Origin of the sequence: Devosia soli (genome assembly GCF_000970455.1) — a bacterium.
Classification (GTDB): Bacteria; Pseudomonadota; Alphaproteobacteria; order Rhizobiales; family Devosiaceae; genus Devosia; species Devosia soli.
On sequence record NZ_LAJG01000005.1, the window covers coordinates 261,087 to 287,275 of the forward strand.

Annotated in this window: 26 protein-coding genes; 12 read left to right on the forward strand and 14 right to left on the reverse strand. The window is 62.1% G+C overall.

The features are described from left to right. Positions 1 to 67: 67 nt before the first annotated feature. The 3 genes from VW35_RS01935 (at position 68) to VW35_RS01945 (ending at position 1,856) form a co-directional block, all read left to right on the forward strand. The gene (locus VW35_RS01935) at positions 68 to 250 is read left to right on the forward strand and encodes a DUF3606 domain-containing protein (RefSeq protein WP_046141310.1); all 183 of its coding nucleotides are present in this window, start codon (positions 68 to 70) and stop codon (positions 248 to 250) included. A gap of 54 nt (positions 251 to 304) precedes the next feature. Continuing rightward, entirely contained in the window at positions 305 to 544 is a 240-nt protein-coding gene (locus VW35_RS01940) for a DUF2934 domain-containing protein (RefSeq protein ID WP_083982327.1), read from the forward strand. Between the two features lie 160 nt (positions 545 to 704). Next, the gene (locus VW35_RS01945; RefSeq protein WP_046141312.1) at positions 705 to 1,856 is read left to right on the forward strand and encodes a M20 aminoacylase family protein; all 1,152 of its coding nucleotides are present in this window, start codon (positions 705 to 707) and stop codon (positions 1,854 to 1,856) included. Here the strand turns inward: VW35_RS01945 and VW35_RS01950 are convergent. Genes VW35_RS01950 through VW35_RS01960 form a run of 3 tightly spaced genes read right to left on the reverse strand, consistent with a single transcriptional unit; the run spans position 1,853 to position 4,267 of the window. Beyond that, entirely contained in the window at positions 1,853 to 2,608 is a 756-nt protein-coding gene (locus VW35_RS01950; protein WP_046141313.1) for an amino acid ABC transporter ATP-binding protein, read from the reverse strand. The two genes, VW35_RS01945 and VW35_RS01950, sit on opposite strands and share 4 nt — an antisense overlap. Position 2,609: 1 nt before the next feature. Beyond that, on the reverse strand, positions 2,610 to 3,446 hold the full coding sequence (locus VW35_RS01955; RefSeq protein ID WP_046141314.1) for an amino acid ABC transporter permease: 837 nt from the start codon (positions 3,444 to 3,446) through the stop codon (positions 2,610 to 2,612). Beyond that, on the reverse strand, positions 3,443 to 4,267 hold the full coding sequence (locus VW35_RS01960; protein WP_046141315.1) for an ABC transporter substrate-binding protein: 825 nt from the start codon (positions 4,265 to 4,267) through the stop codon (positions 3,443 to 3,445). Before VW35_RS01960 ends, VW35_RS01955 begins: the two co-directional genes overlap by 4 nt. A gap of 368 nt (positions 4,268 to 4,635) precedes the next feature. Between VW35_RS01960 and VW35_RS01965 the strand changes: the two genes are divergently transcribed. The 6 genes from VW35_RS01965 to VW35_RS01990 are packed head-to-tail and all read left to right on the forward strand — an operon-like array spanning position 4,636 to position 10,720. Next, on the forward strand, positions 4,636 to 5,592 hold the full coding sequence (locus VW35_RS01965; protein ID WP_046141671.1) for a Bug family tripartite tricarboxylate transporter substrate binding protein: 957 nt from the start codon (positions 4,636 to 4,638) through the stop codon (positions 5,590 to 5,592). After that, positions 5,582 to 6,106 carry a tripartite tricarboxylate transporter TctB family protein gene (locus VW35_RS01970; protein ID WP_083982329.1) on the forward strand — a complete coding sequence of 175 codons (525 nt, stop codon included), beginning with the start codon at positions 5,582 to 5,584 and terminating at the stop codon, positions 6,104 to 6,106. Before VW35_RS01965 ends, VW35_RS01970 begins: the two co-directional genes overlap by 11 nt. A 3-nt stretch (positions 6,107 to 6,109) precedes the next feature. Then, positions 6,110 to 7,597, forward strand: coding sequence for a tripartite tricarboxylate transporter permease (locus VW35_RS01975; protein WP_046141316.1), 1,488 nt, complete (start codon positions 6,110 to 6,112; stop codon positions 7,595 to 7,597). A 26-nt stretch (positions 7,598 to 7,623) separates the two neighbouring features. After that, positions 7,624 to 9,147, forward strand: coding sequence for an MmgE/PrpD family protein (locus VW35_RS01980; protein ID WP_046141317.1), 1,524 nt, complete (start codon positions 7,624 to 7,626; stop codon positions 9,145 to 9,147). Positions 9,148 to 9,153: 6 nt separating this feature from the next. Continuing rightward, on the forward strand, positions 9,154 to 10,032 hold the full coding sequence (locus tag VW35_RS01985; protein ID WP_046141318.1) for an isocitrate lyase/PEP mutase family protein: 879 nt from the start codon (positions 9,154 to 9,156) through the stop codon (positions 10,030 to 10,032). Between the two features lies 1 nt (position 10,033). Then, positions 10,034 to 10,720: a GntR family transcriptional regulator gene (locus VW35_RS01990; RefSeq protein ID WP_046141319.1), complete on the forward strand. Its 687-nt coding sequence runs from the start codon at positions 10,034 to 10,036 to the stop codon at positions 10,718 to 10,720. Here VW35_RS01990 and VW35_RS01995 read toward each other — a convergent pair. The 8 genes from VW35_RS01995 to VW35_RS02030 all read right to left on the reverse strand — a co-directional run bounded on the left by VW35_RS01995 (position 10,717) and on the right by VW35_RS02030 (position 20,576). Beyond that, on the reverse strand, positions 10,717 to 12,828 hold the full coding sequence (locus VW35_RS01995) for a putative bifunctional diguanylate cyclase/phosphodiesterase (RefSeq protein WP_052951431.1): 2,112 nt from the start codon (positions 12,826 to 12,828) through the stop codon (positions 10,717 to 10,719). The two genes, VW35_RS01990 and VW35_RS01995, sit on opposite strands and share 4 nt — an antisense overlap. 201 nt (positions 12,829 to 13,029) lie before the next feature. Then, positions 13,030 to 13,551 carry a peptidylprolyl isomerase gene (locus tag VW35_RS02000; protein WP_046141320.1) on the reverse strand — a complete coding sequence of 174 codons (522 nt, stop codon included), beginning with the start codon at positions 13,549 to 13,551 and terminating at the stop codon, positions 13,030 to 13,032. A gap of 160 nt (positions 13,552 to 13,711) precedes the next feature. Next, entirely contained in the window at positions 13,712 to 14,572 is an 861-nt protein-coding gene (locus tag VW35_RS02005; RefSeq protein WP_046141321.1) for an SMP-30/gluconolactonase/LRE family protein, read from the reverse strand. Next, positions 14,572 to 16,635: an ATP-dependent helicase gene (locus VW35_RS02010; RefSeq protein WP_046141322.1), complete on the reverse strand. Its 2,064-nt coding sequence runs from the start codon at positions 16,633 to 16,635 to the stop codon at positions 14,572 to 14,574. Before VW35_RS02010 ends, VW35_RS02005 begins: the two co-directional genes overlap by 1 nt. Positions 16,636 to 16,716: 81 nt before the next feature. After that, positions 16,717 to 17,529, reverse strand: coding sequence for an ABC transporter ATP-binding protein (locus tag VW35_RS02015; RefSeq protein WP_046141674.1), 813 nt, complete (start codon positions 17,527 to 17,529; stop codon positions 16,717 to 16,719). 13 nt (positions 17,530 to 17,542) lie between these two features. Continuing rightward, positions 17,543 to 18,592 carry a FecCD family ABC transporter permease gene (locus tag VW35_RS21210; RefSeq protein ID WP_052951432.1) on the reverse strand — a complete coding sequence of 350 codons (1,050 nt, stop codon included), beginning with the start codon at positions 18,590 to 18,592 and terminating at the stop codon, positions 17,543 to 17,545. Further along, positions 18,592 to 19,623, reverse strand: coding sequence for a FecCD family ABC transporter permease (locus tag VW35_RS02025; RefSeq protein ID WP_046141323.1), 1,032 nt, complete (start codon positions 19,621 to 19,623; stop codon positions 18,592 to 18,594). The genes VW35_RS21210 and VW35_RS02025 overlap by 1 nt, the downstream gene beginning before the upstream one ends. After that, positions 19,623 to 20,576, reverse strand: coding sequence for an ABC transporter substrate-binding protein (locus tag VW35_RS02030; protein ID WP_046141324.1), 954 nt, complete (start codon positions 20,574 to 20,576; stop codon positions 19,623 to 19,625). Before VW35_RS02030 ends, VW35_RS02025 begins: the two co-directional genes overlap by 1 nt. A gap of 123 nt (positions 20,577 to 20,699) precedes the next feature. Here VW35_RS02030 and VW35_RS02035 point away from each other — a divergent pair, with 123 nt between their 5' ends. Genes VW35_RS02035 through VW35_RS02045 form a run of 3 tightly spaced genes read left to right on the forward strand, consistent with a single transcriptional unit; the run spans position 20,700 to position 22,693 of the window. After that, positions 20,700 to 21,299 carry a sigma-70 family RNA polymerase sigma factor gene (locus VW35_RS02035; RefSeq protein ID WP_052951433.1) on the forward strand — a complete coding sequence of 200 codons (600 nt, stop codon included), beginning with the start codon at positions 20,700 to 20,702 and terminating at the stop codon, positions 21,297 to 21,299. Continuing rightward, positions 21,296 to 21,937, forward strand: a complete 642-nt coding sequence (locus VW35_RS02040; RefSeq protein ID WP_046141325.1) for a ChrR family anti-sigma-E factor — start codon at positions 21,296 to 21,298, stop codon at positions 21,935 to 21,937. The genes VW35_RS02035 and VW35_RS02040 overlap by 4 nt, the downstream gene beginning before the upstream one ends. A gap of 3 nt (positions 21,938 to 21,940) precedes the next feature. Then, positions 21,941 to 22,693, forward strand: coding sequence for an SDR family NAD(P)-dependent oxidoreductase (locus VW35_RS02045; RefSeq protein WP_046141326.1), 753 nt, complete (start codon positions 21,941 to 21,943; stop codon positions 22,691 to 22,693). Positions 22,694 to 22,776: 83 nt separating this feature from the next. Here VW35_RS02045 and VW35_RS02050 read toward each other — a convergent pair whose 3' ends face one another. Genes VW35_RS02050 through VW35_RS02060 form a run of 3 tightly spaced genes read right to left on the reverse strand, consistent with a single transcriptional unit; the run spans position 22,777 to position 26,139 of the window. Continuing rightward, positions 22,777 to 24,012, reverse strand: a complete 1,236-nt coding sequence (locus tag VW35_RS02050) for an SAM-dependent methyltransferase (RefSeq protein WP_083982335.1) — start codon at positions 24,010 to 24,012, stop codon at positions 22,777 to 22,779. Positions 24,013 to 24,028: 16 nt separating this feature from the next. After that, positions 24,029 to 24,805, reverse strand: coding sequence for a DUF1365 domain-containing protein (locus tag VW35_RS02055; protein WP_052951434.1), 777 nt, complete (start codon positions 24,803 to 24,805; stop codon positions 24,029 to 24,031). Beyond that, positions 24,805 to 26,139 (reverse strand): NAD(P)/FAD-dependent oxidoreductase, encoded by a 1,335-nt coding sequence (locus VW35_RS02060; protein ID WP_046141327.1) that lies wholly within the window; start codon positions 26,137 to 26,139, stop codon positions 24,805 to 24,807. Before VW35_RS02060 ends, VW35_RS02055 begins: the two co-directional genes overlap by 1 nt. Positions 26,140 to 26,189 lie beyond the last annotated feature (50 nt).

The window sequence follows — 26,189 nt, forward strand, 5'->3', positions numbered from 1 at the left end:
AGATCACAAAATGAACTCACGGAGTCGACGCGCGTTTGCCCCTTACCGGAAACTATAGGAGGGCCCGATGGCCAATACTGAGCACAGCACCCGCGGCCGCAATCAGGATCGTGCACGCGTCGCCGGCGGACAGGACCATGAAGTCAAGTATGAGGCCGGCAAGACCGGCAAAAGCAAGGACGCGGTGAAAGCCGCCATAGACGATGTCGGCAACTCCCGCGACAAGGTCGAAAAGAAGCTCAAGCACTAGCAGCCATGCTTCCGCGGCCACTTGTGTTTGGCCACGGATCATTCAGCATGCCTGATGCGTTATGACGCCAAAGGAGCGTTGGGCATGTACGAAAATACTGAAAAGTTCGTCGATCTGGACTTCGAGCAAAATGTCCGGAAGGCCGCCTATCATCTTTGGGAAGATGACGGGCGGCCTTTTGGCGAAGAGACCAAGTATTGGTTCAAGGCGCTGGAACAACTGCTTGCGCTTCGCGGCGCAAACGGCGAAACCACGAACGGTTCGGCTGCGGACAAGAGCAAGCCGGCTGCTTGAGCGCGCGATAAGTTGAACACAGGACAGCTGGAAATGCGCGTTCCTGCGCGCGTTTTCCCGGCGGGTCGAATGCGCGCCCTCGGCATCCTTATGCCGACGACATGCTGGGCAAGCGTAACGTTTATTGTGATATAGGCGTGCTTTCTGAAAGGCATGCTGCATGTCCCTCCCACAAACCATCGACGATTTCGTCGCGCTTCGACATCGCCTCCATGCTGCTCCGGAACTTGGGCAGCAGGAGGCGATGACGAGTGCGCTCGTGGCGGAGTTGCTTTCAGCCTGGGGCTATGAGGTGGCGACGGGACTTGGCGTGACGGGCGTGGTGGGGACCTTGCGCAACGGGCCGGGCGAGAAAGCCATCGGGTTACGCGCCGATATGGATGCGCTGCCGATCGCCGAGGCGACGGGCGCCGATTATGCAAGCAAAAATCCGGGCGTGATGCATGCCTGCGGGCATGATGGACATACGACGATCCTCCTTCGGGCGGCCAAGGCGCTGGCGGAGCGGCGGAATTTTTCGGGTACGGTACGCGTGATCTTTCAGCCGGCCGAGGAAACGGGCGGCGCGGTGCAGATGATCGAGGACGGGCTTTTCGATCGCTTTCCGGTCGACGCGATCTTCGGGCTGCACAATTGGCCGGGAGTGCCGGCGGGCGAATTGCGCTTTATTTCGGGTCCGGCAATGGCTTCGGTGGATCTGGTCATCATCACCATCAAGGGCAAGGGTGGGCACGGCGCCCTGCCCCATGAGGCGGTCGACCCGATCCTCGCGGCCTCTTCACTGGTGATGGCGCTGCAATCGATCGTTTCACGCAATATCGACCCGCTCGAGACGGCGGTCATCACCGTGGGCATGATCCATGGCGGGACAATGCCCAATGTCATTCCCGACAGCGTCGAGCTGCAGATTACGACGCGGGCCTTCAGCGATGCGGTCCGCGATCGGGTGCGGGAACGGATCAAGGTGTTGGCGGAGGGGCAGGCGGCAAGCTATGGCGCCATGGCCGAGGTGTTTCATCCACCTGGATTTCCAGCCCTCCATAACGATGCGGAAGAGACCGAATTTGCCCGGCAGGTGGCGGTGCGGCATTTCGGAGAAGACAAGGTCGGCACGCTCAAGCCATTGCTGGTGAGCGAGGATTTTGCCTTCATGCTCGAAAAGCAGAGGGGCAGTTATCTCTTTGTCGGCAACGGGCCCAGCGCGGACCTGCATAGCCCGCGCTACGATTTCAACGATGCCATCATCGAACCGGCGGCGCGCTATTGGGTGGCGCTCGCCGAAGAATTTCTGAGCGCCAACCGGCCGGGCTAGCCGAGTTCGGCGAGACGGCCCGACGCGATGATGCGCTCGAGGAATTTCTGGGTGCGCGGATTTTCCGGGCGCGAGAAGAGACGCCGCGGCTCGCCCTGCTCGATGATGCGGCCACCATCGAGAAAGCAGACGCGATCGGCCACATCGCGGGCAAAGGCCATTTCGTGCGTCACGATCACCATGGTCATGCCCTGGGTTTTGAGGTCGCGGATGATCTTGAGCACTTCGCCGATGAGTTCGGGATCGAGCGCGGCAGTGACTTCGTCGAGCAGCAGCACTTCGGGGTCGGTCGCGAGCGAACGGATAACGGCCACGCGCTGCTGCTGGCCGCCCGAAAGTTGCTCGGGATAGGCCTTGGCATATTGGCCGAGGCCGAAGAGATCGAGCAGGCGCCTCGCCGCATCTTCCGCTTCGGCGCGCTGGCGGCCGTGAACGCGGACCGGCGCGAGAGTAATGTTGTCGAGCACGGTCAGGTGGGGAAAGAGGTTGTAGGCCTGGAAGACGATGCCGATGCGCTTGTAAAGCCCCGTTCGGCCGAAGCTTTCGTCATAGATGTCGGTGCCGTCGAGCTTGACGGTGCCATCGTCGAATTCGGTGAGGCCATTAATGCAGCGCAGCAACGTCGATTTGCCGGAGCCGGAGGCGCCGATCAGGCAGACGACTTCGTGCGTTGCTACCGACAGGTCGATGGCATCCAGCACCAGGCGCTCGCCGTAGAACTTGGTGAGCTTGTCGATCTCGATGCGGTTCATGCTAGAGGGCACTCTGGAGGCGGCGCTGGCGATCGCGGCGGGCGAGATGATCCGTGAGGCGCGCCAAGGGAATGGTGGCCAAGAGGAACAGGATCGCGGCAACGACGAGGGAGGAATAGTTGAAAGTGCGGGCGGTATAGATCTGCGCTTCGCGCACCGCGTCGCGGACGCCGAGGACGGAGAGCAGCGCCACGTCCTTTTGGAGGGCGACGACGAGATTGAGCATGGCCGGAACCACATTGCGGAGCGCTTGCGGCAGGATGGCGTAGCGCAGGGTTTGCCACTGGGTGAGGCCCAGGGCCTTGGCCGCCATGCCCTGCCCTTCATGCACAGCCTCGATGCCGGAGCGATAGACTTCAGTGGCATAGGCTGAATAGCTGAGGACTAGGGCTACACCGCCCCAGAACAGGCCATTGTTGGGAAGGCCCGGCAGGTTGAGCGCGGGAATGCCGAAGCCGAAGAGCAGCACCAGCAGCAGCGCCGGCAGGCCGCGGAAAAGATCGACATAGAGAATGGCGAAGATACGCAGCGGCGCGAAGAACGGCCCGCTCATGGCGCGGAAAATGGCGAGCACCAGCGCCCAGATGCCGATGCAGACGAGACTGATGACCCAGATCTGCAGGCTGACGAGGAAGCCCCGGGCAACGCTGGGCGCTGCCTCGATCATGGCATCGAGGCTGAAGAACTGGCTCTGAATGCGCGGCCATTGTTCGGCAGAGCCGACAAAATAGGCGATGGCGCCGAAGACGATGATGACGCTGACCAAACTAATAAGGACCGGCGTGAGCCGATCCTTGAGTGCGATCGTCCGGCGTCCCTTGCCGGGTCGTCGTGTCATTCGCTGATCACCGGAATGTTAGGGTCGGCGACGAGATACTTCTGCACGAGCTCGTCGATGGTACCGTTGTCGCGAATGGCGGCAAGACCTTCGTTGATCCAGGGCACGATCGGATTGCCCGACGCAAAGAGCAAGGCGAGGCCCTCGTCCTTTGGATCCTTAGGGAGCAGTGCGGTGATCTTGGCTTCCGGCACCTGGACGGCGGTTGCATAAAGGGCAGTAGGGAGCGCGGCGATGGTCGCATCGATCTGGCCGCCTTGCAGGGCTTGGAACACGCCAGCCTGATCGTCGTAGACGGCGGCATTGTCGATGCCGAGGACGTTGGTCACATAGTCAAAGTCGGTCGTGCCGACGGCAACGCCCCAGCGGGCCTGCTTGAGGTCCGCAAAGGACTTGGCGCTGGCCACGGCTGAATCCGGCAGCGCGATGACGGCCTTGTCGGACTGATAATAAACGTCTGAGAAGGTCGCGACCTTGGCGCGCTCCGGGGTGACTGAAATCTGCTGGATCGAGAAATCGTAATTCTTCGGGCCCGGAGCGATGGCGCCATCGAAGGTCACATCGACCCAGACAACGTCTTCGCGCTTGAAGCCGAGCTGTTCGGCCAGCGCATAGACGAGCGCAGCCTCGAAACCCTCGCCGGATTCGGGATTATTATCGAGCACCCAAGGCGGATAGCTCGGCTCGGAGGTGCTGACGGTCAACTTGCCGGGGGTGAAAAGCCGCGGATCGTTGGGCGTATTTTCCTGCGCGAGGGCAGGCATAACCATAGCGATTGCAGCCAGGAGCGCGGCGACAATCACATTATGCTTCTGAGCCATTGTCTACTCTCATCGGGTAGTGTTTCGCCCGGCGACATCAGAGAACGCCAAGCCCCGCATCGAAATCTAGCGGGAAACTGACGGCGCGCCAGCTACATAATTGCAAATTTGTGAAGCGCGTGGGTTGTTCGTTGCCAGGTTTGGCAAGTTGGGAAAAAGGCGCACAGGCGATCGTGGCTGGCTACCGGAGGACTGGTTTGAGCCCGTCGCGGATGCCCACAAAGCAATTCTGTCAGCAGAAAGTTGGATATTGACACGAAAGGTGAGAAATGGTGACCTTTCTGCGCATTTCTGTCGACAATTTTGAGCAGGCAGGCAGAAGCCGCCGAACCCAATGGCGGCACGATAATCTGCTCGGGAGGATAATGATGAAACTATCGAAGACGCTGGCCGCGTTGACCATGACGGCCGTTCTGGGCACTGGCGCTGCCATGGCGCAGGTCAATGTCATGCTGCCGGCCAATCCCGGCGGCGGCTGGGATAGCCTTGGGCGCCAGGCGTTCCAGGCCATGAACGATGCCGGCATCTATACTGGCGGCGTCAATTTCACCAATACGGGCGGCGCAGGCGGCACCGTGGGCCTCGCCGAATTCCTTGGCACGTCGAGCGGCCAGCCCGATGCCCTCGCCGTCTTCGGCGCCATCACCGTTGGCGCCATTGCCCTCAACAATTCGCCGATCAACCTCGCCGAATTTCGCCCGGTCGCCCGCATGACTGCGGAATATCTGGTGATCGCGGTGGCTGCAGATTCGCCCTACAACACGCTTGCCGAGCTCGTTGAAGGCATCAAGGCCGATCCAGGCGCCGCAGCACTCGGTGGTGGCTCGGCCGGTGGCGTCGACCACATCTCGCTCGCTTTGCTCGCTCAGGCCGGCGACATCCCGGTCGCCGATCTCAACTACATTCCGCAGACTTCGGGCGCCGAAACCGTGACGGCAATCGTCAACGGCACGCTGGTGGCTGGCGTTTCGGGCACGTCCGAATTCGCCCAGTTCGCCGAACAGGGTCGCATCAAGCTCCTCGCCGTGACATCGGCCGAACGCCGCCCGAACCTGCCTGATGTGCCGACCTTCAAGGAAGCCGGCTACGACGTCGAGATCGCCAATTGGCGCGGCATTCTCGCAGCTCCCGGCGCGCCGGACGACAACTATGCCATGTGGGTCGACAACTTCACCAAGCTTTCGCAGAGCGATGCGTGGAAGAAGGTGCTCGAAGCCCAGGGCTGGGAAGACTATTTCCTCGCCGGCGAAGAATTCGGTGCCTTCATCGCCGAAGAAACCGAGCGCCAGGGCCAGATCCTGAAGGACGCCGGCCTTGTCAACTGACGAGCGCAACACGACCGGAGGCAGCCCCACGGCTGCCTCCACCACGCCAAAGCCCTATTGGATCGGCCTTGGCCTCATGGTCATGGGCGCCGTCTGGCTCTACAACGCCTTCGGCCTGCCGCAAGGCGCCCGCTATGCCGCCGTCGGCCCCGGCCTTTTCGTCACTGTCGCGGGCGGTGCCCTGCTCGTCCTCGGCGCCTTGCTGATGGTGCAGATCTGGCGCGGCGAAACGTTTGAGGCGCAAGACGCCGAAGACGCTGATGGTGCGACCAAAATGGACAAGCGCGCCTTTTTGACCGCGCTCGTAGCTGTTGCGCTCCCGATCGTCACCATGGGTCCACTCGGCATGCCCTTCACGGCCACCCTCTCCTTCGTCCTCGTCGCCAATGCCTTCGGCTCGCGCCGCTGGTATCTCGACCTCGTTTATGGCGCCGTGCTCGCTTCTGGCAGCTGGTTTTTGTTCAACCAGCTCGGCCTGCAGCTGGGTCGCTTCTTCCCGCCCTTGGGAGTGTGAGTTTTGGGAACTTTTGAACTCCTCCTTCACGGCTTTGGCGTTGCCCTGCAGCCGACCAACCTCATGTGGGCCCTTGTCGGCTCCGTGTTGGGGACGGCCATCGGCATCCTGCCGGGTATCGGCCCGGCGCTGACCATTGCGCTTCTCCTGCCGGTGACCACCGCCCTCGCGCCGACCTCGGCCTTCATCATGTTTGCCGGCATTCTTTATGGTGCGATGTATGGCGGCTCGACGACGTCGATCCTCCTCAATACGCCCGGCGAAGCCGGCTCGATGATGACTGCGCTCGAGGGGAACAAGATGGCTCGCGCCGGGCGTGGCGCTGCGGCGCTGGCCACCGCCGCCATCGGCTCCTTCGTTGCCGGCACTATCGCAACGCTCTGCCTGACCTTCGCCGCGCCCGCCGTTGCCGAACTCGCTTTCTATTTCAAGCCCACCGATTACTTTGCCATCACCGCGCTAGCCTTCTGCTCGGTGGCCGTCGTCATGGGCACCTCGCGCACCCGCGGCTTCATCTCACTCTTTCTCGGTATTGCCATCGGCGTCATCGGCATCGACTCTATGACCGGCCAAGCGCGCCTCACCTTCGGCAATATGCAGCTCCTCCGCGGGATTGCGCTGACCGTGGTGCTGGTTTCGCTCTTTGCCGTCGGCGAAATCCTCTATGTCGCGAGCCGCTATCGCTCGACCCCCGGCGTCATGGCCCCCATCAAGGGCCAACTCTGGATGACCAGGCAGGATTTTGCCCGCTCCTGGAAGCCATGGCTGCGCGGCACCGCCATAGGCTTTCCCATGGGCGCCCTGCCCGGCAGCGGCTCGGAAATCCCGACCATGCTGAGCTACACGCTCGAACGCAAACTCACCAAATACCCGGAAGAATTCGGCAAGGGCGCCATCGAAGGCGTCGCCGGCCCTGAAGCTGCCAACAATGCCGCCGCCGCCGGCATTCTCGTGCCCCTCTTGACGCTCGGGCTGCCCACCTCGGCCACCGCCGCCGTGTTGCTCGCCGCCTTCCAGAACTACGGCCTTCAGCCCGGCCCCTTCCTTTTCACCTCGAACCCCGCGCTGATCTGGGGCCTCATCGCCTCGCTCTATGTCGGCAATGTCATGCTGCTCGTGCTCAACCTGCCGCTCGTCGGCATCTGGGTACAGCTCCTTCGCATTCCCCGGCCACAGCTCTATGCCGGCATTCTCGTCTTCGCCATGATCGGCGTCTGGGGCCTTGCCGGCTCATGGGTGGACCTGACCATCATGCTTGTCGTCGGCCTCGCCGGCTATATCATGCGCGTCTATGATTTCCCCATCGCGCCGGTGCTGATCGGCCTCATCCTCGGCCCCATGGCCGAAACCCAGCTCCGCACAGCCCTCGCCGCGGGCCAGGGCAATCCGATGGTCTTGGTTTCGACGCCACTCTCGGCCATCCTCATCACGCTCGCCGTGCTGCTTCTGGCACTACCCATTCTCCTCAAGCGCCTCCGCGCTACCGCCTGAAACCTTCCAGGGACTCTCGCTCGACCATGAAGACCTACGACGTCAAAGTTCATCCTTCCGCCGCCAATCTCAAGCGCGAGGACCAGCTCGCCTGGCACATCGCCGAGTTCGCCGCCAATTGCGGCCCGCTCGATGACGACGTCGTCGAAATGATTGCCTGCCGTATCGTCGACAATGCCAGCGTTGGTCTTGCGGCCATCAATCGCGCCCCTGTCGCTGCCGCCCGCGCCATGGCGCTCGCCCATCCGCGCAAGGGCGGCTCGACCCTTTATGGTCTCGGCAGCGGCACCCGCGTCGATGCCGAATGGGCCGCCTGGGCCAATGCCACCGCTGTCCGCGAACTCGATTTCCACGACACGTTCCTCGCCGCCGATTATTCCCACCCCGGCGACGCCATCTCCCCGCTGATCGCCGTCGCCCAGCAATTGGGCATCGACGGCAAGGCCCTCGCCCGCGGCATCGCCGTCACCTACGAAGTCCATGTGGCTCTCGTGAAAGCCATCTCGCTTCACAAGTACAAGAAAGACCATGTCGCCCACCTCGCCCCTGCGACCACGGCTGCCATCGGCGCCATGCTGGGCCTGCCCACCGAAATCATCTTCCAGGCCGTCAACCAGGCCGTGCATCTGAGCTTTTCCACCCGCCAATCCCGCAAGGGCGAAATCTCGTCGTGGAAAGCCTATGTTCCCGGCTTCTCGGGCAAGCTCGCCATCGAATGCGTCGATCGCGCCATGCGCGGCGAGGCCTCGCCCTCGCCCATCTATGAAGGCGAAGACTCCGTGCTTGCCTATATGCTCGGCGGCAAGAACGACGCCTATCAGGTCTCCATCCCCGCCCCCGGCGAGAGCCCGCGCGGCATCATGGAAACGTATACCAAGGCCCACTCAGCCGAATATCAGGCCCAGGCCCTGATCGATCTCGCCATCGACCTCTCGAAGGAAATCGGCGACCTCACAAAGGTCAAAGACATCCTCCTCGAAACCAGCCATCACACGCACAATGTCATCGGCACCGGCGCCAATGATCCGCAGAAGATGGACCCGGAAGCCTCGCGCGAAACGCTCGACCATTCGATCATGTATATCCTCGCCGTCGCGCTGGAAGACCGCAAATGGCACCATGTGGATTCCTATACCCGTGAGCGCGCCCGCACGCCGTCCACGGTTGCCCTCTGGCACAAGATCCGCACCGTTGAGGAACCGTCCTGGACCACGCGCTACCTCGATCCCAACCCGGACAAGCGCGCTTTTGGCGGCAAGATCATCGTCACCCTCGAAGATGGCCGCGTGATCACCGGCGAGCGCGGCGTGGCCGACGCCCACCCCAATGGCAACCACCCCTGGACCTGGCCCGACTATGCCGGCAAGTTCGAAACCCTCACCAAGGGCGAACTGGCTGACGCCGATCGCAAGGCCTTCCTCGATGCCGCCAAGGGCTTTGCCAATCTTTCCGCAGGACAGCTCGACGTGCTGATCCCGGCATTGCCGCAGGGCAGCGTGACCCCGTCGAAGCCCACCGGCCAGGGCATTTTCGATCACGGGCTGGAGTAAGCGCCGATGCTCAACCATGAGATCAATCGGCAGTTTCGTGCCCGATTGGCCGAGGATCGCGCCCTCTTGCTGCCGGGCGCGGCCAATGCGCTCGCGGCGCGGATCATCGCCGATATGGGCTTTGAGGCCATCTACCTTTCGGGGGCCGGGCTGACCAATACCTATCTCGGCATGCCCGACCTTGGCTTTGTCGGCCTGCCCGAGATCGCTCAGCATACCTCGACCATTCGCGACGCGACCGATCTGCCGATCATTGTCGACGCCGATACCGGCTTTGGCAATGTGCTCAACGTGCGGCACACGATCCGCACGCTCGAACGCGCCGGCGCCAGCGCCATCCAGATCGAAGATCAAGTCAACCCCAAGCGCTGCGGACATTTTTCGGGTAAGGACGTGGTCGGCCTCGACGAGGCGCGTAGCCGGATCAAGGCGGCGGCGGATGCACGGCAGGATTCCAATCTGCTGATCGTGGCGCGCACGGATGCGCGTTCGACGCTTGGGCCAGAAGCCGCGATCGAGCGGGCGCAGGCTTTTATCGAGGATGGTGCTGATATCACCTTTGTCGAAGCGCCCGAAAGCGTCGATGAATTGCGTGCTATCCCCCAGCGTCTTGCCGGCACGCCGCAATTGGTCAATCTCGTCGTCGGCGGGCGCACGCCGATCATGCCGCTCGACGAACTGGGCCAGATGGGTTTCAAGCTGATCTTATATGCGAACGTCGCCCTGCAGGGCGCCGTTCTCGGCATGCAGAATGCGCTCGGTCAGCTCAAGGCCAAGGGCAGTCTCGACGAAAGCGGACCCGTGGCGAGCTTCAAGGAGCGGCAGCGCCTCGTGAACAAGCCATTCTATGACGAACTGGAAAAGCGCTACGCCACACGCGATTGACATGGACCAGGATGGCGAGCGCGTGGAAGAGGCCGACGACCGGCTGCTGACGGATCAGTTGTTCGAGCAACTGAGCGAGGCGATCGTTCTCGGCACCTTTGCGCCGGGCAGCAAGCTCAGCGAACCCCGGCTCGCCGCCCAATATGGCGTCAGCCGCGGGCCGCTGCGCGAAGCCATCCGGCGTCTCGAGGAACGAAAACTGGTGACGCGCGCCCCCCGCCAGGGCGTGCGCGTGGTCGTCACTTCCCCCAATGATGCGCTTGAACTGTTCACGATCCGCGAAGTTCTCGAGGGCCTTGCCGCGCGCCATGCAGCCGAGCATGCGACGGACGGCGAAATCGACGCGCTGCGCACCATGCTGGCGCGTCATCGCGAAGCGCTGTCGCAGCCCGACGCCATGGTCTATTGGCAGGCGACGGCCAACTCGGACTTTCATTTCATGATTGCGCGGGTGGGCCGAAACCAGCACCTCTTCGACGTGCTCTGCGGCGAGTATTACACGCTTTTCCGCCTCTACCGGATGCAGCATCGTATCGTGCCCGGACGCGCCCAGCGCGCGCTGATGGAACATGAGCGGATCGTCGAGGCGATCTCGGACCGTGACGCGGAACTGGCGGAAATGCTGATGCGGCGGCACATCGCGTCGGCGCGGACGGGGCTCGTGGCGCAAACAGGCGGCGCGGATTAGCCGTGGGCGCGGCGCGGATGGTTTCCGCGGTCGAGCATATCCTGCATCTGTTCGGCTGAGAGCGGGCGGCTCAGGAGATAGCCCTGGAGATAGGTGCAGCCCATGGCCGCCAGGGCCTTTTGCTGCTCAACATCCTCGACGCCTTCCGCCGTCACGACCATCCCCAGCGCATGAGCCGTGCCGATGATGAGGCGCACGATCTCGCCGACAGCGGCATCGGTCGAGACCAGCCGTGTATAGGATTGATCGATCTTGAGTTTATCGACCTGATAGTTACGCAGGTAGCTGATCGAGGCATAGCCCGTGCCGAAATCGTCGAGGGCGATACTGACGCCCGCTTCGCGCAAAGTCTTGAGAAGGCGCTGCACCTGCTGGGAATTCTTAAGCAACATGCCTTCGGTAATTTCGACTTCCAGCCGCTCAGGCGAAAGCCCTTCCTCAGCAATGGCTGCGAGGACGTCCTCGGCGAGACGCTCGTTCTTGAACTGGACGGGAGAGAAGTTGACGGCGATGCGCGAGAGACCTGTCTTGACGGCGAAGCGGGCCGCCTGGCGCAGGACGAACATGCCCAATTGGTCGATAATGCCGCAATCTTCGGCAAGACCGATGAACATATCGGGCGGCAGCAGGCCGCGCATGGGGTGGGTCCAGCGAACCAGCGCTTCGGCTGCCGCGACGCCATGGGTCTTGGTCGAATAGATGGGCTGATAGACGACTTGCAGGCCTTCCCCTGTCAGTATGGCGTTGCGCAATTCTATCTCGAGACGCCGGCGGTCGCGCTTTTCCTGATCCATTGCCGGCTCATACATGGCCATGCCATCGCGGCCCGCAACTTTGGCAGCGTAAAGCGCGACGTCGGCACGGCGCATCATCTCTTCGGGCGTCACGTCTTCGGCGCGCTCCAGGGCCGCGCCGATGCTAAGGCTGACCGAGAGGGCTTCCTGCCCGATCTGGAACGGCGTGCGGGCACATTGAACGAGACGATGGCAGATCCAGCGCGCCTGGCCGTCGCCGACGATGCCGGGATGGACGATGGCGAATTCATCGCCGCCGAGACGGGCGATGGTGGCGTCCTCGGGCATTTCGAGCTGGAGGCGCTTGGCGACTTCCTTGAGCAGTTCGTCGCCCGCGGCGTGACCCCAAGTGTCGTTGATCTGCTTGAAATGATCGACGTCGATCGAGATCAGAAGGACTTTTGTTTCGGCCAGGTATTCATAGCCACCCGCTTCGCGAAGCTTGGTGTCGAACAGGGTGCGATTGGCGGCACCGGTCAACGGATCATGAAGCGCAAAATAGGTCGCGTGCGCCTGGCTCGCTTCGAGGCGGAGCGAAGTCTGGCGCAACCAGGCAAGAATGATCGCCATCAAGGCGCCGCCGAAGATCATCATCAGCGCCAAGGCGGGCGCTGCTTCGAGGAGGAGACCGCGGGCCGGCCGCGACGGATTCCAGACCAGATAGGTCAGGACATTACCGTTTGGCCCAAGGATCGGCAGGGACGCATCGGCGACGGGACGGCTGGCTCGGGCGAGACCCGTTATGCCTATATGCTCGCTCATTTCGGCGAGGACGGCCGGCGTGACGATCTTGATTGAAACGAGGAGATATTCGTTCCCGGTCACTGGCGGCGCATCGAGCGGGGGATCGATAGGCCGGACGCCGAGCAATCCAATATCGCCATTGGTGAAAGCCACCTTTTCGACAGCGCGGAGACCTATGGCGCCATCGACGCCGAGGCCAGGGTCATCGAACTGGACGGAGGCAATCTTGAGGCGGAGCCGTTCGACGATCGGCTTGACGACGGCACCATCACCCTGCTGATAGGCCCGGCCAGCATAGCGGCCACGCTCGGAGGCGCGGAGGACGGCGCCGTCCGGACCAACAAGATAAGTGCGATCGTGCCCGAGGTCGGTCGTCAGGTTGCGGTCGATGCCGGAATTGCGATCTTCGCCGATGAAATAGCCGCCCTCAAGGACGATATCCTGATCGGCAGCGAACCGTTCGGCGGCCTGGACAAGCGCGGAACGAACGGCAGTGCGCTGCTGGGCTTGGGCGAGCGCATCGATGCGGCCCGCGGCCCAGGAGGCCGAGAAGCCGCAAACAATCGCCATACATGTGCCCAGCACAATCGTGGTCCAGACAATCTGTCCGGACACACGATGACTGGTACTGGATGACGATAGCGCCATTGTGCTGTGCCTCTTTGCCGCAGACAGTAGAGACACGGAATGACGAAATAGTTAGCCGCCTGCGTCAGTTATAAGCAAAGACGACAGAACTTCGGCATTGGATGAGAGAAGGTGAACGGGCCGTTAAGCGCGTCTTGCGCTCGTGAATTTGACTGGGTTTTTTACCTTTTCAGTCGCTTCGGCGCGGGCGAAGATGCGGCGGACCGTGTCTTCACCTTCGGTGACCGTGCCGAATGCGGCAAAGCCGAGACCATCGGGATTACGATGTCCGCCAAAATCCAATTCCGGTTCGTCGCCGATGCAGATGAAAAATTCCGAGCCGGCAGAACCGGGGGCGAAGCGCGCCATCGACACCGTCATGTTCTTGTGACGGAGGCCAGTCACTTCGGTGGTTTCGTGCGGAATAGGCGGGAATGGGGCCGGACGCTCGTCGGAGGCGCCGAAACCCCACTGCACCACTTCGATCTTGATCGGCTTATCGGCCGGCTGATTGTCCAGGGTGACGATGCGATAGGCGGTCGCGTCATCGAGATGACCGCCATCGACATAGGCGAGAAAATTGGCGGCAGTAATGGGTGCGTTCTGCGCATCGACAGCAATGGTGAAGCTGCCGAGTTCGGTCTCAAGAATAACGGGGATGGTCAAGATATTCGTCCAATATATTTGTCGGCGCAGGCTTGGGCAAAATGCCAAGGGACCGTGTTGCGGTCGGCCGGCGCCATTTCAGGAGATTTGCTCCCCGGCCATTGCACCATCAAAAGCGTCGCAACTCAATCGGTAGGCTCTGATTTTTGCGCAACAACCATCACGGTAGGCAGGCTGGGGTTTTGGGCATACCCTGAAAGGGAAGCTCGACCACATACACATCGCCACCGGCACCATTCCTGGAGCGCAGGGAGGTGATGAAGCCCGTTCGCAGGTCGTTGCCGCCGAAACAGAGCTTGGTGGGATTGGGCACCGGGACGATGACCTCTGCGTCGATCTTGCCCTCGGGCGTGAGCCGCAGAATTTTTCCGGCATCCGTCGCGGCAATCCAATAGCAGCCATCGGTATCCATGCTGGCGCCATCGGGGCGGCCCGGAAGGTCGCTTGAAAAGACGCGGCGATTGGAGGGGCTGCCGTCCTGGAAATCCAGAGCCCAGATGGTGCGAACGGTCGGGTGGGAATCCGAGACATACATTGTGCGGCCATCCGGGCTCCAGGCGAGGCCATTTTGTGTGATGAAGCCATCAAGATGCGCGCTCACCTGGCCGTCATCCGAAAGGCAATAGAGCGTGCCGCCAGGATCGGCGGGGTTTGCTTGAAGACGCATGGTGCCGGCCCAGAAGCGGCCGTCGCGATCGCAGGCACCGCCATTGAAGCGCTTGCCGGAGTCTTTTAGGAGAATATCGGCGATCGGGTCGAGCTGTGCTTGAGAACCATCGAGGGTCAGCCGGGCAAATCCCCGTTCGGTAGCAGCGATCAACTTGCCGGTGCGGTCGAGAACGATCGACCCGATCATCATCGGGGCCGTCCAGCGGTGCACAACACCATCAGCGGTACGGCGCTGGATCCGGCCGTTCGGAATATCGAGCCAATAAAGGCTCTCGCTCGCGGCATCCCAAACCGGGCTTTCGCCAACGTCATTGCCTGCCGCAACGAGAGGTTCGGCCTTGAAACCGGGCATCACCACATGCCTCGCATACGGGCTGCCATGTCGACGACGGCGGGTTGAGCGGGCCGCACATCGGCCCTTATGGGTGCGACCGGTGGCCAGAGGATATCTTCAAAGAGCGTCGTCATCACGCGCGGAATGAAGCGGGTGCGCTGGGCGTAAAGATGCCGATCGCCGTTGCGGGTCTGCTGGGTGACATAGAAGCGTTGCGGCACGAGGAGATGCAATTCGTCCTTGGCACGCGTCATGGCGACGTAGAGCAGACGCCGCTCTTCCTCAAGTTCATGGGTGGTTCCGGTGCCGAGATCGGACGGAATGCAGCCGTCGACGACATTGAGAACATGGACGGACTTCCACTCCTGTCCCTTGGCCGAGTGGATGGTCGAGAGAATGAGATAGTCCTCATCGCGCAGCGGGACGCCGGGCTGATCGCTGGTAGCGTCGGGCGGATCGAGCGTCAGTTCGGTGAGGAAGCGGTTGCGGCTCGGATAGCCGCCAGCAATCTGTTCGAGCTGGACAATATCGGCCACGCGAATAGAGGCATCTTCATAGCCGTGCTCGAGAAGCGGTTCATACCACTGGCGGACATAGCCGAGTTCCAGCGGCCATGCGGTTTCGCGCGAAGCAAGGCGGCCAACCATCGTGACAAGATCGGGCCAATGCTGCCCGGCCTTGAGCGGCGGGGGAACCTCGCCCAGGGCCCAGGCCGGATCGGTGCTGTTGCCAATCGCATCGAGGACACGGCCTGCCGTGCCCGGCCCAATGCCAGGCATGAGCTGGAGCACGCGAAAGCCGGCGACGCGATCCTTCGGATTTTCAGCCCAGCGGAGGACGGCGAGCACATCCTTGATGTGGGCGGCATCGAGAAATTTGAGGCCGCCGAATTTGACGAAGGGGATGTTACGGCGGGTCAGTTCGATTTCGAGAGGCCCTGAATGGCTCGCGGTGCGAAAGAGTACCGCCTGTTGCTTGAGCGGCGTGCCGAGCTCTCGCGCTTCCAATACGGACTTAGCAATGTAGCCGACCTGATCGGCTTCGTCCTTCACCGTCACCAGGAGCGGCTTGGCTTCCGAGACCCGTTCAGACCAAAGATTTTTGGTGAAGCGCTCCGTCGCCTCGCCGATGACGGCATTGGCGGCGGCGAGAATGGGCTGAGTGGAACGGTAGTTCCGATCGAGCGTAACGATCTCTGCCGGCGGCGTGAAGGCACCGGGGAAATCGAGGATGTTGCGGACGGTGGCGGCGCGGAAGGAATAGATCGACTGGGCGTCATCCCCCACGACCGTCATACCGCGACCATCGGGACGAAGCGCCAGAAGAATGGCGGATTGAAGCCGGTTGGTATCCTGGTATTCGTCGACGAGAATATGGTCGAAGAGCGCCGAAACCTGTGCCGCGATCGTGGGTTCGCCCATCATGCCAGCCCAATAAAGCAGCAGGTCATCGTAATCGAGCACGTTCTGGGCCTGCTTGGCCGCAACATAGGCGCCAAACAGCGTGCGCAATTCGGCTGACCACATGGCGCACCAGGGAAAGACCGTCTTCAGCACCTCATCGAGATCGGCCTGGGCATTGACGGCGCGGGAGTAGATGGCGAGGCACGTCCCCTTGGTGGGAAAGCGGGTGGTTGTCTCGCTGAACTTGAGCTCATGGCGGACGAGGTTCATGAGATCTGCGGAGTCTTCGCGGTCGTGGATCGTGAAGGCCGGATCAAGGCCGATCAGGTGCGCATGCTCGCGGAGGAGGCGCGCGCCGATGCCGTGGAATGTGCCGGACCAGGTCAGGGCATCGGTGACCGCGCCTGAGCCCAGACCCAGGACTTTGCCGGCGATGCGCTCGACTCTGCGGGCCATTTCGGCGGCAGCGCGACGGGAAAAAGTCAGCAAGAGCATACGGCGCGGATCGGCACCGTTGACGATGAGATGGGCAACCCGATGGGCCAGGGTGTTGGTTTTTCCCGAGCCTGCGCCGGCTATGACGAGGAGCGGCTTGGGATCAGGATGGCCCACGCCATGCTCGACAGCGAGGCGCTGATTGGCGTTGAGCGCTTCGAGGTAGTCGGTCTTGGCAGGCACGAATCGATCCTTGGTCGAGAAAGGTCCATGGGACCGTATTCTCTTTTTGTTCGCAAGCGCGCGACCGCTGAATTGATGAGCCTATGCTTTTTCGGCGGCTTCGACGTGATGGCGGCCGATGGGGACGATCATGGGGGTGTTGGACACGGGATCGAGGACGATGCGGGAGGACATGTTGAAGACGTCATGGACGACTTTTTCGGTCATGACATCGACGGGTTTGCCTTCGACGATGATCTTTCCCGACTTCATGGCGACGATGTGGTCGGCATAGCGGCAGGCGAGGTTGAGGTCGTGGAGGACGACGACGACGGTGCGGCCGCGGGATTTGACGAGATCGGTAAGGAGATCGAGGACCTCGACCTGGTGGTTGATGTCTAAAAAGGTCGTGGGCTCGTCGAGGAGGAGAAGATCGGTCTCCTGGGCGAGGGCCATGGCGATCCAGACGCGCTGGCGCTGGCCGCCTGAGAGTTCATCGACTGGGCGGGCGGCGAGATCGGCCATGTCGGTGGCACCGAGGGCTTCGGCGACGGCGGCATCGTCTTCGGGGGTCCAGCGGCGGAACCAGCCTTGGTGCGGATAGCGGCCGCGGCCGACGAGATCGGCGACGGTGATGGCATCGGGCGCAATGGGGGACTGGGGAAGGACGCCGAGGAGGGTCGCGACTTCGCGCGTGGGCATCTGGTGGATGGGTTTGCCATCGAGATAGACGGCGCCCTTGCTGGGCGAAAGCAGGCGCGCGAGGCCGCGGAGAAGCGTGGACTTGCCGCAGGCATTCGCGCCGACGATGACCGTCAACTCGCCGGCGGGAATGGTGAGATTGAGGTCGGAGACGATCTCACGGTCGGCATAGCCGAGGTGGAGGCCGGCGGCCATGAGCTGGTGGTTGCGCATGCGGGACCCCATTTCAGTTAACGCGCCCCGAGCGGCCGGAGACGACCAAGAGCCAGAGGAGGAATGTGGCGCCGAAGGCACCCGTGACGACGCCTGTGGGCAATTGCGTGCTGGGGAGCGCGTGTTGGGCGACGAGATCGGACACCAGCATGACGAGCGCCCCAACGAGGGCCGCCTGCGGGAAGCCGCGCCCTGCCCCACCCATGAGGCGGCGGGCGATGGGGCCGGAGACGAAGGCCACGAAACCGACCGGGCCGACGGCAGCAGTTGCGAAGGCGGCGAGCGCGACGGCGACCAGCATGAGGCCCAAGCGGGTGTGCTCGACATGGGTGCCGAGGGCATGGGCGGTGTCATCGCCGAGTTCGAGGCCATCGAGACCGCGGACGAGGACGAAGAGCGCGGGCAGGATGACGACCATGGTGATGGCGAGGACGATGGAGTCCGCGGGCTGGGCGGCATTGAGACTGCCGACGAGCCAGGCCATGGCCTGTTGCACCTCGTTGAGGCGGGCGCGGGTGAAAAGATAGGAGATGACGGCGCTGAGCATGGCGGCGGCGCCGATGCCGATAAGGACGACGCGATAGGCGGTGACACCATTGCGCCAGGCGAGGAGATAAATGGCGATTGCCGTGAGGACGGCGCCGGCGAAGGCACCGAGCGAGACCGAAAGGCCACCCCAGCCGAGGACGATGATGCAGAAGACGGCGGCGGCGCTGGCGCCATGGGCGATGCCGATAATGTCGGGGCTGGCCAAGGGGTTACGCAGCAGTGTTTGGAAAATGATTCCGGAGAGACCGAAGGCGGCGCCGGAGAGCAGCGCGAGGACGAGGCGCGGCAAGCGGACCTGAAGGACAATGAAATCGACGCCCTTATTGGCGATGCCGGTCAGCGGGGAGAACAGCGACTGAAGGACAGTTTCGGGCGGGACGGCAAAATCGCCGAGGAGCATGGCGGCGATGGCGGCGGCGAGGAGCGCGGCGAGGAGGCCGAAGGTGACGCGGGTGGCGTGGCTCTGACGCGAGCGGCGGACGGCGGCGATGGTTGTGGCTTGAACTATGGTCATCAGAGCGCGGCCAGTTTGCGGCGGCGGACGAGCGCGATGAAGAATGGCGCGCCGATGAAAGCGGTGACGATGCCAACCTGGACTTCGCCGGGTGGGGCGATGACGCGGCCGATGATGTCCGCGCCAAGGAGCAGGATCGGTGCCATCAGCATGGAATAGGGCAGGATCCAGCGATAGCCGGGGCCAGTGATGGCGCGGGCGACGTGGGGGATGGTTAGGCCAACGAAGGCGATGGGACCGGCAGCGGCGACTGCGGCACCAGCGAGGATAACGGCGGCAAGACCGGCGAGCGCCCGGGAAAGGCCGATGCGTTGCCCGAGGGCGCGGGCCACATCGTCGCCCATGCTGAGCCCATCGAGGAGGCGCGCGCTCATGAGGGCGAGGGCGGCACCGATGGCGATGAAGGGGCTGACCTGGAGCGCGATGTCCATGGAGCGGCCGGCGAGCGAGCCGACTTGCCAGAAGCGGACTTCGTCGAGGGTGCGGGGGCTGGTGAGGAGGATGGCATTGATGACGGCGAGCATGATGGCCGTCATGGCGGCGCCGGCCAGCGCGAGCTTGATGGGGGTGGCGCCCTCGCGGCCAAGGGAGGCGACGGAATAAACCACCAGCATGGCAACGCCGGCGCCGATGAAGGCAAGCCAGACATAGAAGCCAAGCTGGGTGATGCCGAAAACGGAGACGCCGAGGACGACAAAAAGCGCGGCACCCGAATTGATGCCGAGAATGGATGGATCGGCCAGAGGATTGCGCGTGGCGCCCTGGAGGACGGCGCCGGAGAGGCCGAGGGCGAGGCCGACGAGGACGCCGACGAGGGTGCGCGGGAGTCGCAAATCCCAGACGATGCGGTGTTCGGTGGAATTGGGATCGAAGGCGGTGAGCGCGGACCAGACCATGTCCACCGGGATGGCGCGGGCGCCGGTGGCCATGGAGAGTAGAATGACGGCGATCAGGGCGGCGGCGAGCAGCAGAAGGCCAAGGCCGAGCGCGGCGGCACGGCTGGCGCGCGCCTCGACGACGGATGCCTCCATCAGGGGGTCAGATCCGGATCAGCCGCGTTGATGGCGGCGGTGAGATCGGTAAGTGCGCCAGCATAGGCCTTATAGTTGCGCAGCCAGAAGGCGGGCCATTCGGCGACCTGGCCGGCTTCGGCAGCTTTCATCAGCGTCCAGGTGGGCTGGGCAAGCGCGGTTGCCATTGTGCTTTCGGCGCGATTGTCGACGAGGATGAGATCGGCCTGGTAGCGATCGGCATTTTCCCAGCTGACGGTCTCGAAATAATTGTTGCCGGTGGCATCGACGCCTTGGGGTTTCACGATATCGAGGCCCCAGGATTGCATATCGAGAAGCTCGGCGGCGCCGGCGGGATCGGCAACGTAAAGGGCGTCGTCGCCGGCATAAACGGCGAGTGCTGTGAGGCCGGGTTTGGACGCGACGGCTGCCTTGAAATCGGCCACGGCAGTCTCGAAGGCGGTCTTGTTTTGCGCGATAGCGGGGGCCGCGAGATCGGCACCAAGGCTTTGGGCGAGAACTTCGTAATCCTCGATCATGCCGACGATCGAATCGCCTGCGGAAACGCCGGTGATCGGGGCGATCTGGCTCAATGTGGCAACGACATTTTCTCCGCCGGACCACACGGCGTTGCGGTTCCACCATTCGGCGATTATGAGATCGGGTTCGAGCGCTGCGGCCTTTTCGATATCCACTTCGCCCCAGGCTTGGCCGATAATTTCAATGCCGGCAAGGTCTAGCCCCTCGAGGGCCTTGGCTTCGGCGACAGGGCTATCGGCATAGATGCCGACCGGGCGGATGCCCAGCGGGATGAGGCCGGCTGCAGCATCTTGGCTCGCAATGATGCGCTGGGGCACGGCGTCGAGCGTGACGGTCTGGCCCGAGCCATCTGTATAGGTCCAGGACTCGGCCTGGGCAGCAGCGACTACGGCGCCGGAGAAAGCCGCGGCAATGGCGAGGGTGCGCAAGACCATGTTCGTCCCCTTGTTACATCGCGCGATTCCTTGCCGCCATAATACTGATCGGTCAAGTCATGTTTTCGAGTGATCCAATTGAAAGGGCGGTTCGTAGACAGGCTGACAAAGGTGGATAGACCGATGTATTCCATAGGCATGTCGGACAATAAACTTGAAGCCGGGTCTGGCTTCCCTCTCAATGATGACCCCGAAACGCTTCTGCTCCGGGTTGCGGGTGCGCGCGACCGCGAGGCCTTGGCGCGGCTCTTTTCGCTTTTCGGCCCACGCGTTAAATCGATGATGCTCAAGCTCGGTGCGAACGACGCCATTGCCGAAGACATGGTCCAGGAGACCTTTCTTTCGGTGTGGCGGAAGGCGCATCTCTATTCGATCGAGCGCGGCGCGGCGGTGAGCTGGATTTTTACGATCGCGCGCAATCTGCGGATCGACCAGTTCCGCCGCCAATCCAACAAGCCCTATGAGGATCTCGAGACCGTCACGATCGAAAGCGCCGAGCCGAGCGGCAGCATGATGATCGAACAGAAGCAGGTGATCGACCGCGTCACGCTTGCGCTCAAGAGCCTTTCGCCCGAACAGCAAGAAGTGGTTCGCCTCAGTTTCCTGCACGATATGCCCCATGCGCAGATCGCCGAGAAGGTCGGCATCCCGCTGGGGACCGTGAAATCCCGGCTTCGCCTTGCTTATGAACGGCTCCGGCCCATGCTGGAGGACTTGCAATGACCATCACCCATCACCCAGATATCGCAACACTCATGGCTTTCAGCGCTGGTGCGCTCGAAGAGCCTTATGCCGCCGTTATCGCAACCCATCTCGCCATGTCGGAAGGCGGCCGAGAGACGGTGCGTCACATGACAACTATTGGCGGCGCCCTGCTCAACGACGAGCCGAACGCCAAGCTGTCCGACAAGGCGCTTGAACGCCTGATGGGCAAGCTCGGCGACGAGCGCATCGAGGTGCCCTCGCATACGCCAAGCGACGTCCCCCTGCCCCTGCAGAAATACCTGCCCAGGGGCCTCGATGGGGTTCGCTGGAAATGGACGGGTCCCGGAGTGGCAACGGCCGATCTCGCCTGGGGCCGGGATGGCCGTTCGCGGCTGATGCTGCTGCGGGTCGCGGCCGGACGACGCGTGCCCGAACACGGCCATGGTGGGCAGGAACTGACCCTGATCCTTCAGGGCGCCTACAAGGATCGCTTCGGCGTTTTTGCCAAGGGTGACATTGCCGACCACGACGAGGATGTCGAGCACCAGCCGATTGCAGAGCCGGGCGACGATTGCATCTGTCTTGTGGCTGTCGACGCCAAGCTCACATTCCAGGGCCGGTTGATGCGGGCGCTGCAGCCGCTCTTCGGGATCTAAGTCATGAAACCCGGTATTGCGTGGATCATCGGGGGCGGCTCCGGAATTGGAGCCGCGGTCACCAAGCAATTGGCCGCGCTCGGCTGGACGGTCGCGATTTCTGGCCGTCGTGAGGACAAGCTCGCAGCGGTCGCGGCAGCCTCTCCAAATATCCGCCCCTACCCGCTCGATGTGACGGATGGCGCAGCGGTCGACGCAACGGCTGCAAAGATCGCCGTGGACCTAGGTGGCATCGATCTCTTCATTTTCGGAGCCGCGGCCTGGGAACCGATGAAGGTTGGCGACTACAGCTTTGAAAAGTTCAAAACCATCGTCGACACCAACTATTTGGGGCTCATCCGGCTTGCCAATCCGGTCATCGCGCAGATGCGCAACCAGGGAAGCGGGCATTTTGCCGTGATCGCATCGGTGGCAGGCTATTTCGGTCTGCCGCGGTCCGCTGCCTATTCTTCGACGAAGGCCGGTCTCATCAACCTGCTCGAAACGATGCGGACAGAACTTGCACCGAGCAATATAAAGGTGCGGATGATCGCGCCGGGTTTCGTCAAATCGGAGCTAACGGACAAAAACGACTTTCCGATGCCGTTCCTGATGGAAACCGAGGACGCCGCGACGCGGATCGTCGAGGGTTTGACCACATCGGACAGGTTCGAAATCGCCTTTCCGCGGCGAATGGTGTGGCTGATGAAGACCATCCGCTTCCTGCCCTACCCCGTTTTCTTCCGGCTGATGAAGCGGCTACTTCCTAAAAAGTAGAAGATGAACGGCAAGGTTCTTGATGCGCTTCGGAGAAGCACGCGGGATGCGGCTTTTCCGAAGCTCTCATTGTTGAGAAGATGTCAGTTCGGACGGCGGTATTGATAGATGCCGACGTCGATCGAGCCATTCGCGAAGCCAGCCTCGCAATAGCTCAGATAATAGACCCACTTGCGCTTGAACACTTCGTCGTAGCCAAGCGGTGCGATGACCGGCCAGCGTTCAAGGAAACGCTCGCGCCAAAGTCTCAGGGTCTTGGCATAAGAAAGGCCGAAGTTCTCGACGTTTTCCAGCACCAAGCCGTATTTTTCGCCGAACTCTCGCATCACGGTTTTCGTTAGCAGCATGCCGCCGGGGAAGATGTAGCGCTGGATGAAATCCGGCCCGGAGCGATAGCCTTCGAAGTCAGCCTCGTTGATGGTGATCGCCTGGATGGCGGCCGTGCCGCCTGGCTTGAGGCGATCATGCACGGTCTTGAAGTAGCTGGGCCAATTTTCCTCGCCCACCGCCTCGATCATCTCGATGGAGCCGATGTGGTCGAACTGCCCCTCGGTGTGGCGATAGTCTTCGAACACCAGCTTGGCGAATTCATCGAGTCCCTGCCGTGCGAGACGCTCCTGGCCGTATTTGAGCTGTTCGGCCGAGAGGGTAATGCCGCGCAGATTGGCCTTATAGTCACGGCCGACGGTTTCGGCGAAGCCGCCCCAACCGCAGCCGATTTCAAGGACTGACGAGCCGGGCGTGATGCCGGCCATGTCGGCGACGCGGTGATATTTGGCGCGCTGGGCTTCCTCAAGAGTCTGATCGCCCAACGTGAAGATCGCCGACGAATAGGTCATCGAGGGGTCGAGCCATTGCCCGTAGAATTCGTTGCCGAGGTCATAGTGTTCGGCAATGTTCTTCTTCGAACCTTCGAGCGTGTTGCGGCGCGAGAGATGATAATGAAGATCGGCGGCGGCGCGGCGGAAGAAGCCATTGCCGGCGCTTTCAAACATTTTCCGGTTTTGGAGGAAGAAGCGGAACAGCGCCGTGAGGTCATCGACTTCGATGTCGCCATTCATATAGGCGGCAGCAAAACCAACCGTGCCGCGGCGCATGGCCTCTCTGATCACCTTGAAATTGTTGAGCCGGAGGACCGAATGCTCGCCGGTCTTGGTATTGCCAATGGTGCGCGCGCGACCATTGGGCAGGATCACCGTCACCGCGCCGTATTTGGGGTTGCCGATCAGCGAAACGCCGATCCGTTCGACAATCCGGGAAACGAGACGGGTCCAGAGGGTGGCGCCCGTTTGGGTGTGTTCGACTGCAGATTTACTCATTGCGCCGCTATACCTACTATCGCGAGGCTGGCCGGCGCGTTGCATGCGGCTTGCGCAGCTTGAGCGTCGGAGGCACCCCCTTAAGCCAAAGCTGCAACGCTTCCCAGTGGATGCCTACCAATACTTTAACGGTCATTAAGGGATATGCAAGCAGCAGTTTGAAGAGAGTGCCATCGCTCAGCGGACGATGCTTTCCTTCAAAGTAAGCGGTTAGCAACGCGCCCTCGCTGGTGGTCAGCGTGATGCCCAAAAACACGTCTTCGCGCGGCGGGCGAATGGCGAAGCGGTAGTTTCCTTCGAGCGTGTTGAAGGGGGAAACATAAAGCGCCTTGGCGTTCTCGTGGTGAACCCTGCCCGCCTGCTCTTCGACTGCCGCGGGATAAAAATGATGCTCGCCAAAGGTGTTGGACACTTCATGGAGCATGAAGACGATCTTGCCTTCGGCATTGGCGCAGAAATAGACCGCAATGGGGTTGAACGCGTAACCGAGAATGCGCGGATAGGCGAGCATGCGGATGCTAGCGACGTCGCGCACGCCAGCCGCTTCCGCCTTGCGGCGAACGAACGTTGCCAGATCTGTGCCGTCGCGCGGACCGAAATCGCGCAGGAACAGCGAGACGAGGTTGAAGCGATTGAGGGAAAAGAGTTTCAAGCGCTCATCGAGCCCGACGAGACGCTCGACATCGACCAGCATCGAAAAGACACGATAGCGCAAATGATGGCGCTTGGGGCGAACGCGCTTGTGGACGACATCGCCCACATAAATGGCGCCGTCTTCACCCAACCAGGTCATTATTCGGCTGCCCTGATCTGGCTGTCGCCGTCGACCCAATTGTGCTCGATGCGATAACGATGGTTGGGAACGCTCCAGGGACGGGCGACCGGCCCGATGCGCTCGGCGACTTCGAGGCCGGACTGCAGGCCATCCTCATGAAAACCGTAGCCCATCCAGGCCCCGGCGAACCACGTGCGGTTCTGTCCCTGAATCTGCCAGAGATCGCGCTGCGCGGCGATGGCGGCAGCGTCAAAGAGCGGATGCTCGTAGTCGATCACCTGCTGAACCGTGCCCGGCGCAAACTCGGCATGGGGATTAAGCGTGACGAAAAGGTTCGTCGTGGTCGGCAGGGGCTGGAGCTTGTTCATCCAATAGGTGAGGCTCAACGAGTCTTCGCCGCGCTTGCTGCGGAGGTAATTCCAGGCCGACCAGAGGTGCCGGCGCTTGGGCATGAAGCGCGTGTCGGTGTGCAGCACGGCGCGATTGTTGGTGAAGCGGAAATTCGAAAGGACGGCGCGCTCGGCGTCGCTCGGCTCGGCAAGGAGCGAGAGGGCCTGATCGGCATGGCAGGCGAGCACCACATGATCGAAATGCCGGTGCGATCCATCTGCGAAATAGATTTCCGCGCCTTGGGCATGACGGCGAATGGTGGTGATGCCGGCGCTTGTGACCGTTTCAAATGCGCTATCGGCAAGGAGGCGCGAAATATATTGGCGCGAGCCGCCCGTGACCGTGCGCCAGATGGGACGGCCAGCGACCTGCAGCAGCGAATGATTGGAGAAAAAGCCGATAAAGGTGCGGGCGGGAAAATCGAGCATGCCGCGCGAAGGGGTCGACCAGATGGCGGCAGATACCGGCAGGATGTGGTCATCGATAAAGGCCTGCGAATAGCCAAAGCGAACGAGAAATTCGCCGATCGATAAATCATCATCGCAATCCCCGATCTGCTTTTCGGCGTCACGGAAGAAGCGCATGATATCGGCAACGAGCTGCCAATGGCGCGGACGCGCGATGTTGCGCGCCTGGCCGAAAAGGCCGCGAAGGAGCTTGCCGGAATATTCCATTTCCCCCGCGCCGACAGAAACCGCGAAGCTCATGTACGATCGGGACGTTTCGACGCCGAGATGATCGAAGAGCGCAGTGAGATTGGGATAATTCTGCGCGTTGTAGACGATAAAGCCGGTATCGACCGGGACCCGGCCATTGGCGGTTTCGGCGAGGACCGTATTGGTATGGCCACCGAGGCGGTCGGCCTTTTCGAACAGGGTGACCTTTTGACTGCGGGAGAGAAGCCAGGCGGCTGATAGACCCGAAATGCCCGATCCGATAACGGCGATGGACGAGGAAGTCATGTTCGGGTCAGTCTCCGTGTAGTCAATCAAAACTACGAACGAAGCTACGT

Excerpts from the sequence above, each read along its gene's own strand:
- VW35_RS01935 (WP_046141310.1), top strand. The coding sequence starts at position 68 with ATGGCCAATACTGAGCACAGCACCCGCGGCCGCAATCAGGATCGTGCA.
- VW35_RS01940 (WP_083982327.1), top strand. The coding sequence starts at position 305 with ATGCGTTATGACGCCAAAGGAGCGTTGGGCATGTACGAAAATACTGAA.
- VW35_RS01945 (WP_046141312.1), top strand. The coding sequence starts at position 705 with ATGTCCCTCCCACAAACCATCGACGATTTCGTCGCGCTTCGACATCGC.
- VW35_RS01950 (WP_046141313.1), bottom strand. The coding sequence starts at position 2,608 with ATGAACCGCATCGAGATCGACAAGCTCACCAAGTTCTACGGCGAGCGC.
- VW35_RS01955 (WP_046141314.1), bottom strand. The coding sequence starts at position 3,446 with ATGACACGACGACCCGGCAAGGGACGCCGGACGATCGCACTCAAGGAT.
- VW35_RS01960 (WP_046141315.1), bottom strand. The coding sequence starts at position 4,267 with ATGGCTCAGAAGCATAATGTGATTGTCGCCGCGCTCCTGGCTGCAATC.
- VW35_RS01965 (WP_046141671.1), top strand. The coding sequence starts at position 4,636 with ATGAAACTATCGAAGACGCTGGCCGCGTTGACCATGACGGCCGTTCTG.
- VW35_RS01980 (WP_046141317.1), top strand. The coding sequence starts at position 7,624 with ATGAAGACCTACGACGTCAAAGTTCATCCTTCCGCCGCCAATCTCAAG.
- VW35_RS01985 (WP_046141318.1), top strand. The coding sequence starts at position 9,154 with ATGCTCAACCATGAGATCAATCGGCAGTTTCGTGCCCGATTGGCCGAG.
- VW35_RS01990 (WP_046141319.1), top strand. The coding sequence starts at position 10,034 with ATGGACCAGGATGGCGAGCGCGTGGAAGAGGCCGACGACCGGCTGCTG.
- VW35_RS01995 (WP_052951431.1), bottom strand. The coding sequence starts at position 12,828 with ATGGCGATTGTTTGCGGCTTCTCGGCCTCCTGGGCCGCGGGCCGCATC.
- VW35_RS02005 (WP_046141321.1), bottom strand. The coding sequence starts at position 14,572 with ATGCCCGGTTTCAAGGCCGAACCTCTCGTTGCGGCAGGCAATGACGTT.
- VW35_RS02015 (WP_046141674.1), bottom strand. The coding sequence starts at position 17,529 with ATGCGCAACCACCAGCTCATGGCCGCCGGCCTCCACCTCGGCTATGCC.
- VW35_RS21210 (WP_052951432.1), bottom strand. The coding sequence starts at position 18,592 with ATGACCATAGTTCAAGCCACAACCATCGCCGCCGTCCGCCGCTCGCGT.
- VW35_RS02025 (WP_046141323.1), bottom strand. The coding sequence starts at position 19,623 with ATGGAGGCATCCGTCGTCGAGGCGCGCGCCAGCCGTGCCGCCGCGCTC.
- VW35_RS02030 (WP_046141324.1), bottom strand. The coding sequence starts at position 20,576 with ATGGTCTTGCGCACCCTCGCCATTGCCGCGGCTTTCTCCGGCGCCGTA.
- VW35_RS02035 (WP_052951433.1), top strand. The coding sequence starts at position 20,700 with ATGTATTCCATAGGCATGTCGGACAATAAACTTGAAGCCGGGTCTGGC.
- VW35_RS02040 (WP_046141325.1), top strand. The coding sequence starts at position 21,296 with ATGACCATCACCCATCACCCAGATATCGCAACACTCATGGCTTTCAGC.
- VW35_RS02045 (WP_046141326.1), top strand. The coding sequence starts at position 21,941 with ATGAAACCCGGTATTGCGTGGATCATCGGGGGCGGCTCCGGAATTGGA.
- VW35_RS02050 (WP_083982335.1), bottom strand. The coding sequence starts at position 24,012 with ATGAGTAAATCTGCAGTCGAACACACCCAAACGGGCGCCACCCTCTGG.
- VW35_RS02055 (WP_052951434.1), bottom strand. The coding sequence starts at position 24,805 with ATGACCTGGTTGGGTGAAGACGGCGCCATTTATGTGGGCGATGTCGTC.
- VW35_RS02060 (WP_046141327.1), bottom strand. The coding sequence starts at position 26,139 with ATGACTTCCTCGTCCATCGCCGTTATCGGATCGGGCATTTCGGGTCTA.